Annotated in this window: 11 protein-coding genes and 1 tRNA gene; 6 read left to right on the top strand and 6 right to left on the bottom strand. The window is 70.0% G+C overall.

What is annotated here, in order from left to right; all coding sequences use genetic code 11:
• Positions 1–265 precede the first annotated feature (265 nt).
• Complete coding sequence (gene gltB, locus EJK15_RS14495; RefSeq protein ID WP_171074293.1) at positions 266–4,771, top strand: glutamate synthase large subunit; 4,506 nt, start codon at positions 266–268, stop codon at positions 4,769–4,771.
• A gap of 72 nt (positions 4,772–4,843) precedes the next feature.
• Positions 4,844–6,322 (top strand): glutamate synthase subunit beta, encoded by a 1,479-nt coding sequence (locus EJK15_RS14490; RefSeq protein WP_138710916.1) that lies wholly within the window; start codon positions 4,844–4,846, stop codon positions 6,320–6,322.
• 25 nt (positions 6,323–6,347) lie between these two features.
• On the opposite strand, the gene EJK15_RS14485 is transcribed toward EJK15_RS14490, so the two are convergent.
• Positions 6,348–7,211: a helix-turn-helix domain-containing protein gene (locus EJK15_RS14485; RefSeq protein ID WP_138710915.1), complete on the bottom strand. Its 864-nt coding sequence runs from the start codon at positions 7,209–7,211 to the stop codon at positions 6,348–6,350.
• A gap of 92 nt (positions 7,212–7,303) precedes the next feature.
• On the opposite strand from EJK15_RS14485, the gene EJK15_RS14480 reads away from it, so the two are divergent.
• The 4 genes from EJK15_RS14480 (at position 7,304) to pyk (ending at position 12,065) form a co-directional block, all read left to right on the top strand.
• Positions 7,304–8,368: an aldo/keto reductase gene (locus EJK15_RS14480; protein WP_138710914.1), complete on the top strand. Its 1,065-nt coding sequence runs from the start codon at positions 7,304–7,306 to the stop codon at positions 8,366–8,368.
• 192 nt (positions 8,369–8,560) lie between these two features.
• The gene (locus tag EJK15_RS14475; RefSeq protein WP_240776971.1) at positions 8,561–10,252 is read left to right on the top strand and encodes a S8 family peptidase; all 1,692 of its coding nucleotides are present in this window, start codon (positions 8,561–8,563) and stop codon (positions 10,250–10,252) included.
• On the top strand, positions 10,249–10,599 hold the full coding sequence (locus EJK15_RS14470) for a DUF2784 domain-containing protein (protein ID WP_138710913.1): 351 nt from the start codon (positions 10,249–10,251) through the stop codon (positions 10,597–10,599). The genes EJK15_RS14475 and EJK15_RS14470 overlap by 4 nt, the downstream gene beginning before the upstream one ends.
• A gap of 35 nt (positions 10,600–10,634) precedes the next feature.
• On the top strand, positions 10,635–12,065 hold the full coding sequence (gene pyk, locus EJK15_RS14465) for a pyruvate kinase (protein WP_138710912.1): 1,431 nt from the start codon (positions 10,635–10,637) through the stop codon (positions 12,063–12,065).
• Between the two features lie 260 nt (positions 12,066–12,325).
• Here the strand turns inward: pyk and dapD are convergent, their stop codons facing one another.
• The 5 genes from dapD to EJK15_RS14435 all read right to left on the bottom strand — a co-directional run bounded on the left by dapD (position 12,326) and on the right by EJK15_RS14435 (position 15,272).
• Positions 12,326–13,288: a 2,3,4,5-tetrahydropyridine-2,6-dicarboxylate N-succinyltransferase gene (gene dapD, locus EJK15_RS14460; RefSeq protein ID WP_138710911.1), complete on the bottom strand. Its 963-nt coding sequence runs from the start codon at positions 13,286–13,288 to the stop codon at positions 12,326–12,328.
• 24 nt (positions 13,289–13,312) lie between these two features.
• A complete protein-coding gene (locus tag EJK15_RS14455) occupies positions 13,313–13,735 on the bottom strand; it encodes a pyridoxamine 5'-phosphate oxidase family protein (protein WP_138710910.1) in 423 nt (140 codons plus the stop codon).
• Positions 13,736–13,770: 35 nt separating this feature from the next.
• Positions 13,771–14,259, bottom strand: a complete 489-nt coding sequence (locus EJK15_RS14450; protein WP_138710909.1) for a LysR substrate-binding domain-containing protein — start codon at positions 14,257–14,259, stop codon at positions 13,771–13,773.
• A gap of 116 nt (positions 14,260–14,375) precedes the next feature.
• Positions 14,376–15,143, bottom strand: a complete 768-nt coding sequence (locus EJK15_RS14440) for a helix-turn-helix domain-containing protein (protein ID WP_138710908.1) — start codon at positions 15,141–15,143, stop codon at positions 14,376–14,378.
• Between the two features lie 46 nt (positions 15,144–15,189).
• Positions 15,190–15,272 (bottom strand) — tRNA-Leu (locus EJK15_RS14435).
• Positions 15,273–15,283 lie beyond the last annotated feature (11 nt).

The raw sequence follows: 15,283 nt of genomic DNA, 5'->3' as shown, positions 1-15,283 counted from the left end.
GGTCCGTATGGTGGGTGGAGAGGGGCCGAACGGAAATCGCTCCCCGTGCCGTAAATCGCTGGTCAGATCGGGAATTTCGCCGCCCACGTCCGGGGTTTGGGATAGAGAGTTCGGATCCTGGGATAGCCCGAATGTTCGCAATGCGGACGTGGCGGGCACCATTCCGGCAGGGTGCGGTAACCTCTACCCACGATATGCAGCAGGGCCAACGTCGTCCCCGCCTGTAGAGCAGTTCTGGACAGACGAAGACGACGGGAGGGATTCAATGCCTGCTGCCCACCTCGGGTTCCCCGAGCCCCAGGGCCTGTACCACCCCGCCAACGAGCACGATGCCTGCGGTGTCGCCATGGTCGCCGACGTCGCGGGACGCCGGGGGCATGGGATCGTGGTCAAGGCGCTGACGGCGCTGTGCAATCTTGATCATCGGGGGGCCAAGGGTAGCGAGCCGGACACCGGCGACGGAGCCGGAATCCTGACGCAGATCCCCGATGGGTTCTACCGCGCCGTGGTGCCGTTCACGCTGCCCGCCGCCGGTGCGTACGCGACCGGCCTCGCCTTCCTGCCGGCCGACGAGGAGGCCCGCGGCATCGCCGCCGGGCTGATCGAGGAGATCGCGGCCGAGGAGGGCCTCACCGTGCTCGGCTGGCGCGACGCGCCGGTCGACCGCGCCCTGCCGGGGCCGAGTGCCCGGGCCGTCATGCCGCATTTCGCCCAGCTGTTCGTATCGAGCCCCGACGGGCGCGAAGGGCTGGAGCTGGACCGGCTGGCGTTCTGCCTGCGCAAGCGGGCCGAGCACGAGGCGGACGTCTACTTCCCCTCGCTGTCCGCGCGCACGATCGTCTACAAGGGCATGCTCACCCCCGACCAGGTCGAGCCGTTCTTCCCCGACCTGTCCGACGAGCGCTACGAGACCGCGATCGCGCTGGTCCACTCGCGCTTCTCGACCAACACGTTCCCGAGCTGGCCGCTGGCCCACCCTTACCGCTACATCGCGCACAACGGCGAGATCAACACGGTCAAGGGCAACCGCAACTGGATGCGGGCTCGCGAGGCGATGCTGGAGTCCGCCCACATTCCTGGCGATATTTCGCGACTTTTCCCCATCTGTGACCCAGAGGGCAGCGACACCGCCAGCTTCGACGAGGCCCTCGAGCTGCTCCACATCGGCGGCCGCAGCCTGCCGCACGCCGTGCTGATGATGATCCCCGAGGCGTGGGAGAACCACACCGAGATGGACCCTGCCCGCAGGGCCTTCTACGAGTTCCACTCCTCGATGATGGAGGCCTGGGACGGCCCCGCGTCGATCACGTTCACCGACGGCACCCTGGCCGGCGCCGTGCTCGACCGCAACGGCCTGCGTCCCGGCCGCTTCTGGGTGACCGCGGACGGCCTGGTCGTGCTGGCCTCCGAGGCCGGCGTGCTGGACTTCAAGCCCGAGGACGTCGTACGCAAGGGCCGCCTGCAGCCCGGCAGGATGTTCCTCATCGACACCGCCCGTGGCAAGATCATCGAGGACGACGAGATCAAGGCCGAGCTGGCCGCCGAGCTGCCGTACGAGGACTGGCTGCACGCCGGCCTGGTCCGCTTCGAGGAGCTGCCGGCCCGCCAGCACGAGATCCCCACGCACGAGGCGCTCGTCAAGCGGCAGCAGACCTTCGGCTACACCGAGGAAGAGCTGCGCATCATCCTGACGCCGATGGCGAAGACCGGTGCCGAGCCGATCGGCTCCATGGGCACCGACACGCCCGTCGCCGTGCTGAGCGAGAAGCCGCGGCTCCTGTTCGACTACTTCACGCAGCTGTTCGCGCAGGTCACGAACCCGCCGCTGGACGCCATCCGTGAAGAGCTGGTCACCTCCCTGGCCAGCACCATCGGGCCCGAGGGCAACCTGCTCGACCCGGGGCCCAGCTCGTGCCGCCAGCTCGTGCTGCCGTACCCGGTGATCGACAACGACGAGCTCGCCAAGATCATCCACATCAACGACGAGCACGACCTGCCCGGCTTCCACCCGCATGTCATCAGCGGCCTGTACGACGTCGCCGGCGGCGGCGAGGCGCTGCTGCGCCGCCTGGCGGAGATCAGGGCCGAGGCGTCCGCCGCGATCGCGGACGGCGCGCGCATCATCGTGCTGTCCGACCGCGGCTTCTCCGACGCGCTGGCGCCGATCCCGTCGCTGCTGCTGACCGGCGCGGTGCACCACCACCTGATCCAGGAGAAGACCCGCACCAAGATCGGCCTGGTGGTCGAGACCGGCGAGGCCCGCGAGTGCCACCACATGGCGCTGCTCATCGGGTACGGCGCCGGCGCGGTCAACCCGTACCTGGCGATCGAGACCGTCGAGGACCTGGTCGACACCGGGGTTCTGCAGCTCGACAAGCGCAAGGCCGTGCGTAACGTCATCAAGGCGTACGGCAAGGGCGTCATCAAGGTCATGTCCAAGATGGGCGTGTCCACCGTGGCCTCCTACACCGGCGCGCAGATCTTCGAGGCGCTCGGCCTGAGCCAGGAGGTCATCGACTCCTGCTTCACCGGCACCACCTCGCGCCTGGGCGGCGTCGGGTTCGACGTGCTGGCCGAGGAGGTCGCGCAGCGGCACCGCCACGCTTACCCGCGCGTGGAGAACGCCCACCGCAAGCTCCAGGTCGGCGGCGAATACCAGTGGCGGCGCGAGGGCGAGCCGCACCTGTTCAACCCCGACACCGTCTTCAAGCTGCAGCACGCCACCAGGACTCGCCGCTACGAGATCTTCAAGGAGTACACGAACCTCGTCGACTCCCAGGCGGAGCGGCTGATGACCCTGCGCGGCCTGTTCAAGCTGCGCAAGGGCAACCCGATCCCGATCGAGGAGGTCGAGCCGGTCTCGGAGATCGTCAAGCGGTTCTCCACCGGCGCGATGTCGTACGGCTCCATCTCGATGGAGGCGCACGAGACGATCGCCATCGCGATGAACCGGCTCGGCGGCAAGTCCAACACCGGCGAGGGCGGCGAGGACCCGGAGCGGCTCTACGACCCCGCCCGCAGGTCCGCGATCAAGCAGGTCGCCTCCGGCCGGTTCGGCGTCACCAGCGAATACCTGGTGAACGCGGCAGACCTGCAGATCAAGATGGCGCAGGGCGCCAAGCCCGGCGAGGGCGGCCAGCTGCCCGGCCACAAGGTCTACCCGTGGATCGCCAAGACCCGGCACTCCACGCCGGGCGTCGGCCTCATCTCGCCGCCGCCGCACCACGACATCTACTCGATCGAGGACCTGGCCCAGCTCATCCACGACCTGAAGAACTCCAACCCGGAGGCCAGGGTCCACGTGAAGCTGGTCGCCGAGGTCGGCGTCGGCACGGTCGCGGCGGGCGTGTCGAAGGCGCACGCCGACGTGGTGCTCATCTCCGGGCACGACGGCGGCACCGGCGCCTCGCCGCTCACCTCGCTCAAGCACGCGGGCGCGCCGTGGGAGCTCGGCCTGGCCGAGACCCAGCAGACGCTGCTGCTGAACAACCTGCGCGACCGCATCGTCGTCCAGGTCGACGGCCAGCTCAAGACCGGCCGCGACGTCGTCATCGCGGCGCTGCTCGGTGCCGAGGAGTACGGCTTCGCCACCGCCCCCCTCGTCGTCAGCGGCTGTGTGATGATGCGGGTCTGCCACCTCGACACCTGCCCCGTGGGCGTCGCCACGCAGAACCCCGAGTTGCGCAAGCGCTTCACCGGCAAGCCCGAGTTCGTGGTCAACTTCTTCGAGTTCATCGCCGAGGAGATCCGCGAATACCTGGCCGAGCTGGGCTTCCGCTCGCTCGACGAGGCGATCGGGCACGTCGAGCTGCTCGACATGTCGGCCGCCGAGGACCACTGGAAGGCCGGCGGGCTCGACCTGTCGCCGATCCTGCACCAGCCGGAGCTGCCCGCGGGCACCGCGCTGCATCGGGTCGTCGAGCAGGACCACGGGATCCAGCACGCGCTGGACAACACGCTGATCCAGCTCGCCGAGGGCGCGCTCAAGGACGGCACCCCGGTCACGCTGGAGCTGCCCATCCGCAACGTGAACCGCACGGTCGGCACCATGCTCGGCTACCAGGTCACCAAGCGCTACGGCGGCAAGGGCCTGCCCGAGAACACCATCGACATCTCCTTCACCGGCTCGGCCGGCAACTCGTTCGGCGCGTTCCTGCCGCGCGGGGTCACGCTGCGGCTGACCGGCGACGCCAACGACTACCTCGGCAAGGGCCTGTCCGGCGGCCGGATCACCCTCCGCCCGCACGAGGCGGCCCCGCTCGACGGCCACATCATCGCCGGCAACGTCACCCTCTACGGCGCCACGTCCGGCGAGGTGTTCGTCCGCGGCGTCGTCGGCGAGCGGTTCTGCGTCCGCAACTCCGGCGCCACCGCGGTCGTCGAGGGCGTGGGCGACCACGGCTGCGAGTACATGACGGGCGGCAAGGTCGTCGTGCTCGGCCCGACCGGGCGCAACTTCGCGGCCGGCATGTCGGGCGGTGTCGCCTACCTGCTGGACCTCAAGCCCGAGCGGGTCAACCGCGACATGGTCGCCATCGAGGCGCTCACCGGGGAGGATGCCGAGTTCCTCAAGGAGACCGTCGAGAAGCACTTCGCGGAGACCGGCTCCCCGGTCGCCAAGCAGCTGCTGGCGGAGTGGGACACGGCGCTCGGCAGGTTCGGCAAGATCATGCCGACGGACTACAAGAGGGTGCTGGAGGCCGCCGAGGCCGCCCGCATCGAAGGCAGAGACATCGACGAGGCGGTCATGGCCGCCGCGGTGCAGTCGTGACCCGCCGTAATGAGCCGGGCCATGGCCGACTGTGCCGGCTAAACACTGTTCAGGGTCAAGGGAGGCGTACCGATGGCTGACCCCAAGGGTTTTCTCACGCACGACCGGGAGCTGCCGGCGCGCCGCCCCGTTGACGTGCGCATCAGCGACTGGCGCGAGGTCTACCAGGACTTCTCGCAGGAGAAGCTGACCAAGCAGGCGGCCCGTTGCATGGACTGCGGCATCCCGTTCTGCCACAACGGCTGCCCGCTGGGGAACCTCATCCCCGAGTGGAACGACCTCGTCTACCGCACCGACTGGCGCGAGGCGATCGAGCGGCTGCACGCCACGAACAACTTCCCGGAGTTCACCGGCAGGCTCTGCCCGGCTCCGTGCGAGGCGGCGTGCGTGCTCGGCATCAACTCCGACCCGGTGGCGATCAAGCGGGTCGAGGTCGAGATCATCGACCGGGCGTTCGCCGAGGGCTGGGTGACCCCGCAGCCCCCGGCTGTCAAGACCGGCAAGAAGGTCGCGGTCGTCGGCTCGGGCCCCGCCGGGCTCGCCGCCGCGCAGCAGCTCACCAGGGCCGGGCACGACGTGGTGGTGTTCGAGCGGGCCGACCGCATCGGCGGCCTGCTGCGCTACGGCATCCCCGAGTTCAAGATGGAGAAGCGGCACATCGAGCGCCGCCTGGAGCAGATGCGGGCCGAGGGCACCGAGTTCCGCACCAGCGTGAACGTCGGCGTCGACATCACCGCTGCCGAGCTGCGCGAGCAGTTCGACGCCGTGGTGCTGTCGGGCGGCGCCACCCACTGGCGCGACCTGCCGGTGGCAGGGCGCCACCTCAAGGGCGTCTACCAGGCCATGGAGTACCTGCCGCTGTCCAACAAGGTCCAGGAGGGCGACTTCCCGGTCTCGCCCATCTCGGCCGAGGGCAAGCACGTGGTGGTGATCGGCGGCGGCGACACCGGCGCCGACTGCATCGGCACGGCGATCAGGCAGGGCGCCGAGTCCGTCACCCAGCTCGAGATCATGCCGCAGCCGCCGGCCGCCCGGCCCGACAGCCAGCCGTGGCCGACGTACCCCATGCTGTTCAAGATGGAGAGCGCCCACGAGGAGCTGGCCGACGGCGGCGGGGAGCGGATGTACGCGGTCTCCACCACCGAGTTCGCCGGCGACGCCGACGGCAACGTGCGGGCGCTGCGCCTGGTGGAGGTCGATGGGCCGCAGAACGGGTTCAAGCCCATCCCCGGCACCGAGCGGGAGATCCCGGCCGAGCTGATCACCCTGGCCATGGGCTTCCTCGGCCCCGAGAAGGGCGCGCTGCTGCAGGACCTGGCCGAGGACGGTGGCGACGGCTTCTACGACAAGCGGGGCAACGTCTCGCGCGACAAGACGTACATGTCCAAGGTGGACGGCGTCTTCGTGGCCGGTGACATGGGGCGCGGGCAGTCGCTCATCGTCTGGGCCATCGCCGAGGGGCGCGCCGCCGCCTCGGGCGTGGACCGCTACCTGACCGGGGACACGGCGCTGCCGTACCCGATCCTGCCGACCGCGCGGCCGCTGGTCTGACGGGCTGTGAGGCCGGGCGCCGCCGTCAGGCGCGCCCGGCCGCAAGCGCGCACGAGGCCGTGATGGTGTCCAGCGTGTGCTGGGACGCGGGGTCGGCGGCGCGGTAGATGACCAGCCGCTGGCCGGGGGCCTGAAGCGGGGCCAGCACCTCGTATTCGATGGTGAGCGGGCCTGCCGTGGCATGCCGCAGCCGCTTCCTGCCGCGGCCGTTCACCCGGACGTCGCGCCGCGCCCACAAGCGGGCGACCTCCTCGCTGCCGGAGGTGAGCTCCTCGATCAGCTCCGACAGGGCCGCGTCGTCGGGATGGGCCGCCCACGCGGCCCGCAGGTCAGCGATGCCCTCGCGCAGCGTGCGCTCCCTGTCGCGGTAGAAGTCCCGCAGGCCCGGGTGCAGCGTGCACAGCCACATGCTGTTGCGCTGCTCCGCGGGCAGCGCGCCGAAGTCGATCACCAGGGCCGCCATCTCCGGGTTCCAGGCGATGATGTCGAAGCGGTGGTTGAGCAGCATGGCCGGCAGCGGCGACAGGTCCAGCACCAGCCGGGAGATCGGGCCCGCCTCGTCCGCGGCGGGCGGCCGCCGCGCGGCGCGCTGCCGGGTCGGCCGCTGCTGGGCGAGGTCGAACAGGTAGACCCGCTCGTCGTCGCTCAGGCGCAGCGCCCCGGCCAGCGCCTCCAGCACCTCCGGCGAGGGACGCAGCCCGCGCCCCTGCTCCAGGCGGATCACATAGTCGACGCTGACGCCCGCCAGCTCGGCGACCTCCTCGCGACGCAGACCGGGAGTGCGCCTGTGGGCGCGGCGGGCGGGCAGCGCGACGTCGCGGGGATCCAGGCGTTCGCGGCGGGTGCGCAGGAAGGCCGCCAGTTCGCGGGTCTGGTCCACGGTGCTCATCCCCTCGATCTTACGACCGTCTTCCTGGTACGGCTCGTCCCAGGAAGAGCCCTCCCTTACCCGCCGCTCGCGGGCGCAGCAGCCTGGATGCCATGACGACTCTTGACACGTACCGCCTGCTGGGCCGCTCCGGGCTGCGGGTTTCGCCGCTGGCGCTGGGGACCATGACGTTCGGGACGGATTGGGGCTGGGGCTCGGACAAGGACGAGTCCCGCCGGATCTTCGACGCCTATCTGGACCGGGGCGGCAACTTCATCGACACCGCCAGCCAGTACACCGAGGGCACCGCCGAGACGCTGCTCGGCGAGTTCGCGGCCGGCCGGCGCGAGCAACTCGTGATCGCCACGAAGTACACCATGGCCAGGCGCGCCGGCGACCCGAACTCCGGCGGCAACCACCGCAAGAGCATGGTCCATTCGGTCGAGGCCAGCCTGCGCCGGCTGAACACCGACCACCTCGACCTGCTCTACCTGCACGCCTGGGACTTCACCACCCCGGTCGAGGAGATCCTTCGCGCCATGGACGACCTCGTCAGGATGGGCAAGGTCCTCTACGTCGGCATCTCCGACACGCCCGCCTGGCAGGTCTCCCGCATGCAGGCCATCGCCGACCTGCGGGGCTGGGCGCCGCTGATCGCCCTGCAGATCGAATACAGCCTGGTCGAACGCACAGTGGAGCGCGACCTCATCCCCATGGCACGGGAGATGGGGCTCGGCGTCATCCCCTGGTCGCCGCTGGCCAGCGGCGTGCTGACCGGCAAGTACAGCCGGGCCGACCTCGACGTGGGGGAGGGCGCGGCCGTCCCCGTCGGCACCCGCAAGAATGTCGCGGCGGCCAACGGCGCGCTGACCGAGCGGGCGCTGGACATCGCCGAGGTGGTCAAGCGGGTCGCCGCCGAGCTGGGCGCGAAGCCGTCCCAGGTCGCGCTGGCCTGGACGCTGCTCAACCCGGCCGTGACGGCTCCGATCATGGGGGCGCGGACGCCGGCGCAGCTCGAGGACAACCTGGGGGCGCTCGACGTGCGCTTCACCGACGGCCAGCGGGCCGCCCTGGCCGAGGCCAGCCGGGTCGACCTGGGCTTCCCCCACGAGTTCCTGGCCCGCCCGATGCCACGCCACGTCATGCTCGGCGGAGTCGAGATCGACCTCACCCGCTGACCCCACCACCATCCCGAACGCCACGGACGGCTCCCGGTCCGCCGCCCTTCTCGCAAAGAGCGCCCGCCCCGTACGGCGGGCGCTCTTCTTCGCCTGACCTGCGCGGAAGCGGGCCCCGAGCAGGAGTCCGCTTAGCTGCACGTCGACCGGAATTTCATCACTAAGTTGCATCACCCGGTTAGTGTCGGGAAGATGCAGGTTCTGCGGCAGTCGGTGGATGGGGGAAGAATGCGGCGGGTCGCCTCTGGTCTGACGGCGCTGGCCGCCATGGTGATAATCGCCGCCTGCTCTCCCACCGCACCCGGCGATGGCGGCCGGCGAAGCACGCCGGGGAGCCCAGCGTCCCAGCGGGCCGAATACCTCGTCTTCTACGCCGGCGGAGAGCAACGCCAGGCGCTGCAGGCGATTCAGCAGGCGGGCGGCAGCACCGTGGGCGAGGACCCCAGGCTCGGCTACGTCCTGGCCAACGGCGGCGGCGACGGGTTCGTGAAGGACCTGGCGGCGAACCAGGCCATCGTGGGCGTCTCCCCCGACCGGAGCATCGGCTTCGCCACGGCCCGCCGTACCGGATCCGCCGCCTTCCCCGACGCGTCGACATTCACCAAGAGCCCCGACGAGGGCGAGCCGCTCGCCGGCCGTCAGTGGGACATGCGGATGATCGGCGCCGACCGCGCGCACGCGAAGGCGCCCGGCGCGAAGCAGGTGCTGGTCGGGATCATCGACACCGGTGTCGACGGCAAGCACCCCGACATCGCCCCGAACTTCGACCGCGAGCTCAGCCGCAACTTCGTCACCGACAAGCCCAAGGACGAGTACGGCGAGACGCTCGACGGCCCCTGCGAGGTCAGCGGCTGCAAAGACCCCGTGGACGCGGACGACGACGGCCACGGCACCCACGTGGCCAGCACCATCGCCTCCCCGATCAACGGCATCGGCATCGCCGGCGTCGCGCCAGGCGTGCGGCTGGTGAACATCAGGGCCGGCCAGGACTCCGGGTTCTTCTTCCTCAAGCCCAGCCTCGACGCGCTCACGTACGCCGCCGACATCGGCGTCGACGTCGTCAACATGAGCTACTACGTCGACCCCTGGCTGTTCAACTGCACGGCCAACAAGGCCGACACCAAGAAGCAGCAGCTCGAGCAGCAGGGCATCATCACCGGCATCCAGCGGGCGATCGACTACGCCCGCAAGAAGGGCGTCACGATCGTCTCCGCGCTCGGCAACGGCGGCACCGACCTCGGCCGTCCCGAGATCGACGACAAGAGCCCCGGCTACCCGCGCGGCGACGAGAAGGAGCGCCGGGTCGACAACTCCTGCATCAACGTGCCCGCCGAATCCAAGGGCGTCATCTCCGTCTCCGCGCTCGGCCCGTCGGGACGCAAGGCGATCTACAGCGACTACGGCATCGAGCAGACCGACCTGTCGGCGCCCGGCGGGGACCTGCTCGACGGCCAGGGCGCCAAGGTCGCCAGGTCGATCCTGGCCGCCGCCCCCGAACGCGCGCTGCGCGCCGCCGGGCGGATCGACGGCTCGGGCAACCCCAAGGGTGCGGACGTCGTACGCGACTGCAAGGCCGGCGCCTGCTCCTACTACCAGTACCTGGACGGCACCTCCATGGCCGCCCCGCACGCCACCGGCGTCGCCGCGCTCCTTGTCAGCCGCTTCGGCAAGCCCGGCGCCGGCGGCCTCGTCCTCGACCCCGCCACCGTCGAGGACCTGCTCTACAAGAGCGCCACCCAGAAGGCGTGCCCGTCGCCCCGCCAGTACGTCTACAAGGCCTCCGGCGAGACCTCGACGCACGACTGCGAAGGTGAGCAATCCCGTAACGGTTTCTACGGCCGGGGCATCGTGGACGCCTGGAAGGCGGCTACCTTCGAACCATGATGTATCGCCTCGCCGCGGACGCCGCGATGGTGGTGCATTTCGGGTTCCTCGCCTACATGGCCGTGGGCGGATTCCTCGCCTGGCGCTGGCGCCACACCATCTGGACGCACCTCTGCGTGGCCGCCTGGGGCGTGATCTCGATCCTCACAGGCGTAGAGTGTCCGCTGACCCTGGTCGAGGACTGGGGGCGACGGCAGGCCGGGCTGGAGGGGCTGCCGGCGTCCGGCTTCATCGATCACTACATCGAGGGCGTGGTCTACCCGGAGGAGTACACGAACTTGGTACGCCTAGGGGTCGCCGTTCTCGTGCTGTTTTCTTACGGCGGGTACGTTCTCCGTCGTCAGTGACTGCCAAGTGGTCTGTACCAATTAAGGTAGGACTCGTGACTCGTCGTGCGAAAATCGTCTGCACCCTAGGCCCTGCCACATCGTCCGAAGAACGCCTCCGCGAGCTGATCGCCGCGGGCATGGACGTGGCACGGTTCAACCTCAGCCATGGCAATCATGACCTGCACCGAGAGGTCTACGACCGGGTGAGGGAGGTGGCGGCCGACCTCGGCCGTGGCGTAGGCGTGCTCGCCGACCTACAGGGTCCCAAGATCCGGGTGGGCACGTTCGAAGAGGGCCCTGTCAGGCTCGGCTTCGGCGACGTCTTCACCATCACCACCGATGACGTGCCGGGCGACCGCGAGCAGGTCTCCACCACCTACAAGGGCCTGCCCAACGACGTGCGGCCCGGCGACACGATCCTGGTCGACGACGGCCGGCTCGTGCTCGAGGCCACCCGCGTCGACGGCGACCGCATCGTCACCCGCGTCGTCATCGGCGGCATGATCTCCGACAACAAGGGCCTCAACCTGCCCGGCATCAACGTCAGCGCCCCCGCGCTGACCGACAAGGACGAGGCCGACCTGCGCTGGGCGCTGCGCACCGGCTTCGACATGATCGCCCTGTCCTTCGTCCGCCGCCCGTCCGACGCCGACGTGGTGCGCAACATCATGGAGCAGGAGGCCGTACGCCTGCCGCTGCTCGCCAAGATCGAGAAGCCGCAGGCCGTCGACCGCCTCCCCGAGATCATCGAGGCCTTCGACGGCATCATGGTCGCCCGCGGCGACCTGGGCGTCGAGCTGCCCCTGGAGCAGGTGCCGATCGTGCAGCGGCGCATCATCGAGCTGTGCCGCGAGAAGGCCCGCCCGGTCATCGTCGCCACCCAGATGCTCGACTCGATGATGAGCGCCCCGCGCCCCACCCGCGCCGAGGCCTCCGACGTGGCCTACGCGGTCATGGACGGCGCCGACGCGGTCATGCTGTCGGGCGAGACGTCCGTCGGCAACTACCCGATCGAGTCCGTCTCCACGATGGACCGCATCGCCTGCGCCGCCGAGAAGTCGTCCCTACGGGCCACCCACACGCTGGAGCGCATGCCCGAGACCACGGGCGGCGCCATCGCGCGGGCCGCGGCCGAGGTGGGCGCCATCGTGGGGGCCAAGGCGCTGATCGCGTTCACGATGTCGGGAGAGACGGCGCGGCGGCTGGCCCGCTACCGCTCCCCGATCCCGCTGCTGGCCTTCACGTCGGCGCCCCACGTGCGGGGGCAGCTGTCGCTGACGTGGGGGGTGGAGACGTTCCACGTGCCGTTCGTGCACCACACCGACGACATGGTGCGGCAGGTGGAGGCGTCGCTGCTGTCGCTGGGACGGCTGGAGAAGGGCGACAAGGTCGTCATCGTGGCCGGCTCGCCTCCCGGCACCCCGGGCTCCACCAACGCGCTGCGCGTCCACACCATCGGGTCCGCGGTGTCTCACGCCAGCTGAGCGTCTCAACGCCGATTAAAATCTTCAAAGATCTTTCTTTACGGCTCCGCCAAGTGGGCTCCACCCGCCGACCGGGGCCGGGGGCCTTCCAGGGAGACGCTCCCCCGCCTCACCGGCGCGCCGACGACCAGGGCCGTGGTCATGGCGGGGCGCACGCCTACCCACCCGGGCTCCGCCCACAGGCCCAGGACGCACGACGGATGCGCCGTGTGTCCTGAGCCCGGCACCGGTCCCTCTTGAAGCCGCCGGTGCGGTGGTTGTCAGTTGGTGTGGAGGGCGGCGTTGAGCTCGATGCCGGTGCCCTTGCGCGGCACCGCCTCGACCGCCCCCGACTGCGAGTTCCTCCGCAGCAGGATGCCGCTCCCGCCCGACAGTTCGGCCGCCTTGACGACCTTGCCGTCCGGGAGGGCGACCTTCGTGCCCGCCGTCACGTACAGCCCGGCCTCCACCACGCAGTCGTCGCCCAGCGAGATGCCCACGCCGGCGTTCGCGCCCAGCAGGCAACGCTCGCCGATCGAGATGACCTGCTTGCCACCGCCTGACAGCGTACCCATGATCGAGGCGCCGCCGCCCACGTCGGAGCCGTCGCCGACGACCACGCCCGCCGAGACCCGGCCCTCGACCATCGAGGAGCCCAGCGTGCCGGCGTTGAAGTTCACGAAGCCCTCGTGCATGACGGTGGTGCCGCTGGCGAGGTGCGCGCCGAGGCGTACCCGGTCGGCGTCCGCGATCCGCACGCCGGACGGCAACACGTAGTCCACCATCCGCGGGAACTTGTCCACCCCGTACACCGTCACCGCGCCCCTCGCCCGCAGCCGCAGGCGCGTCCGCTCGAAGTCCGCGACGGGGCACGGGCCGAAGCTGGTCCACACCACGTTCGCCAGCAGGCCGAAGAGTCCGTCCAGGTTGGCCCCGTGCGGCCTGATCAGGCGCGCGGACAGCAGGTGCAGCCGCAGGTAGACGTCGTGCGCGTCCACGGGCGCCTCGGAGAGCTTGGCGATGCCGGTGCGCACCGCCACCACCTCCACGCCCCGCGCCGCGTCGGGGCCCGTCAGCGAGGCCAGCTCACCGGCCTCGCCGGCGGACAGCCGCTCAGTGCCCAAGAGGGGCGCGTCGCCCAGCTCGGGGGCGGGGAACCAGGTGTCGAGTACGGTGCCGTCGGCGGCTATGGTCGCGAGGCCGACGCCGAACGCGCCGGTCGAGGTGGGATCGATAGCAGTCACGGGCCAAAAATACCGTTCCCCGGGTCAGCCGAGCGCGCCCAGGTCCGCCGAGAGCCAGTGTTCGGGCCGCATCCGGAACGTCACGAGCATGTTCAGCCCGGCGCCCTGAACGTATCCCGGCACCGCGTCCGGCGGCAGGTAACGGGAGGAGATGCGCGTCAGGTCCGCCAGCGTCGTGGGATCGGAGCACACGACAGGGCCTTCGACCGACACGTACCGATAGGTCGGGCTGGCCCGCTGCACCAGCATCGACAATCTGCCCGCCTTCGCGATCAGCTTCGCCTTGACCGAATCGCCGTCCGTCAGGAACCGGATCTCCCCGCCGGGGCGGTAGTCGTACCAGATGGGCACATTAAGCGGCGCCCGGCCCCCGCCCGCCTCCACCGCCAGACTCGCGATGTGCGGCTCCGCCAGGAACGCCTCCCGCGCCGCCACGCTCAACGCCATTCTGCCCACCCCCGTATTCCCCGATCTTGATTCGGCTATTCCCGGTGCACGCGGCCCCGAAAGCTCCCCGCAGGCACTTGCTCGGGGGCGAGCGTGCCCGCGACGGTCGCCGCCGTGCGCACGAACGCCGCGAGCGCCCGCGAACGGGTCTGCTTCGGCCACGCCAGCACCACGGTCGTCAGCACCGCGTCGACAACCGGCACGCACGCCAGGTCCCGCCGCAGATGACCCTTGACCGACTCCGGCGCCACCACGATCAGCCGCCCCAGCGCGACCAGCTGCATTAGCGTCGCAGGATCGTTGACGTCGGGGTGCCGCCGCGGCCAGCAGGGCGTCGGGCCGACCTCCAGCTCGGCCATGCGCACCACGTCGCGGCCCGCCAGCCGGTGCCCCGACGGCATGATCGCCACGCTCCCCTCGACCCGGAGCGGCTCGCTGTCGAACCCCGTCAGATCCTCGTACGGGGTGTGCAGGAACGCCACGTCCGCCGTCCAGTCCCGCACCAGCCGCGCCCGCTCCGCCACCCGATCACCCGCACCGCCGCCGAGGCGCCGCCATCATCGTCAAGCTGGCCACCCTCCCACCGGACGGCCCGACGGGCGGCTTCTTCGACGATGCGGGGACGGTGCCCTGGTAGGGGTCAGTATTTGGGGCCGACGTAGAGGTCGAGCAGCTCCACGGCCTCCCGCCGGGCGACCGACAGTTCGTTGCGGTTGTTGAAGCGCCAGGCGACGCCGAGCAGATCGAGTGCCTTGCCACAGAGGGCGAGGATGTCGCGGGACTCGTTCTTGAAGTGGTAGCGCGGGTATTCGTACCAGCGCACGCCGCTGGGGAGGTCACGGCGGATGTAGTTCATGCCGCGGTAGCCGTCGGAATGGATCAATCCACGGACGAACATGCCAGGATGCGTTTCCACGATCTCCTGCTGCCAGTCGGTCAGCTTGATCTCGCGCTGATGTTTCATGCCTGGGCCATGCTGGGGAAACAGGCACACCCAGTGCTTGGAGTAGCTCTTCACCTCCGTGCAGCCATTGCGCTGACGGCGGCTGACCGAGGAGGTGGGCATGGTGCGTGCCATTGCTTGCCAGGCCTCCTCGATCAGGCCTGGCCAGCCGTTGTCGCAGAAGAGGGAGAGCTGATACACCTCCTTGCGGCAGCGCACGATGTGCCCATCCCCGAGGTAGAGCCCCAGCAGGTGGGCATAGGTCACGTGGTCGAGCGCGCGGTCGTGGCAACGAGGACAGCTGTGGTGGCGTCGTCGATCCTCGTCCTCGCGTGCGCGACGGGCACCGGTTCGCCATTTCTGGACCGCTCCAATGGAGACGCCGCACAACTCGGCCACTTGGCGATCGAACAGACCTTGGGATGAGGGGCTGAGGGCGCGGTCCACGGTCTCGCGAGCATGCATGAGGCCAGCATGGCAACCGTCACCGACAGTTTCCGCTTTGCTACAGTGCCGGAAGCGGGATTCGAACCCGCACGCCCTTTCGAGCAGACGCTTTTGAGGCGTCCATGTCTGCCATTCCATCATTCCGGCGGAAATATCCG

It is taken from the genome of Nonomuraea basaltis (genome assembly GCF_005893125.1).
Taxonomy (GTDB): domain Bacteria; phylum Actinomycetota; class Actinomycetes; order Streptosporangiales; family Streptosporangiaceae; genus Nonomuraea; species Nonomuraea basaltis.
Note: the sequence above shows the minus strand (reverse complement) of the source record. Positions and strands in the feature narration are given on the sequence as shown.

Coding starts and splice junctions, on each gene's coding strand:
- gltB (WP_171074293.1), top strand. CDS start 266: ATGCCTGCTGCCCACCTCGGGTTCCCCGAGCCCCAGGGCCTGTACCAC.
- EJK15_RS14490 (WP_138710916.1), top strand. CDS start 4,844: ATGGCTGACCCCAAGGGTTTTCTCACGCACGACCGGGAGCTGCCGGCG.
- EJK15_RS14485 (WP_138710915.1), bottom strand. CDS start 7,211: ATGAGCACCGTGGACCAGACCCGCGAACTGGCGGCCTTCCTGCGCACC.
- EJK15_RS14480 (WP_138710914.1), top strand. CDS start 7,304: ATGACGACTCTTGACACGTACCGCCTGCTGGGCCGCTCCGGGCTGCGG.
- EJK15_RS14475 (WP_240776971.1), top strand. CDS start 8,561: ATGCAGGTTCTGCGGCAGTCGGTGGATGGGGGAAGAATGCGGCGGGTC.
- EJK15_RS14470 (WP_138710913.1), top strand. CDS start 10,249: ATGATGTATCGCCTCGCCGCGGACGCCGCGATGGTGGTGCATTTCGGG.
- EJK15_RS14455 (WP_138710910.1), bottom strand. CDS start 13,735: ATGGCGTTGAGCGTGGCGGCGCGGGAGGCGTTCCTGGCGGAGCCGCAC.
- EJK15_RS14440 (WP_138710908.1), bottom strand. CDS start 15,143: ATGCATGCTCGCGAGACCGTGGACCGCGCCCTCAGCCCCTCATCCCAA.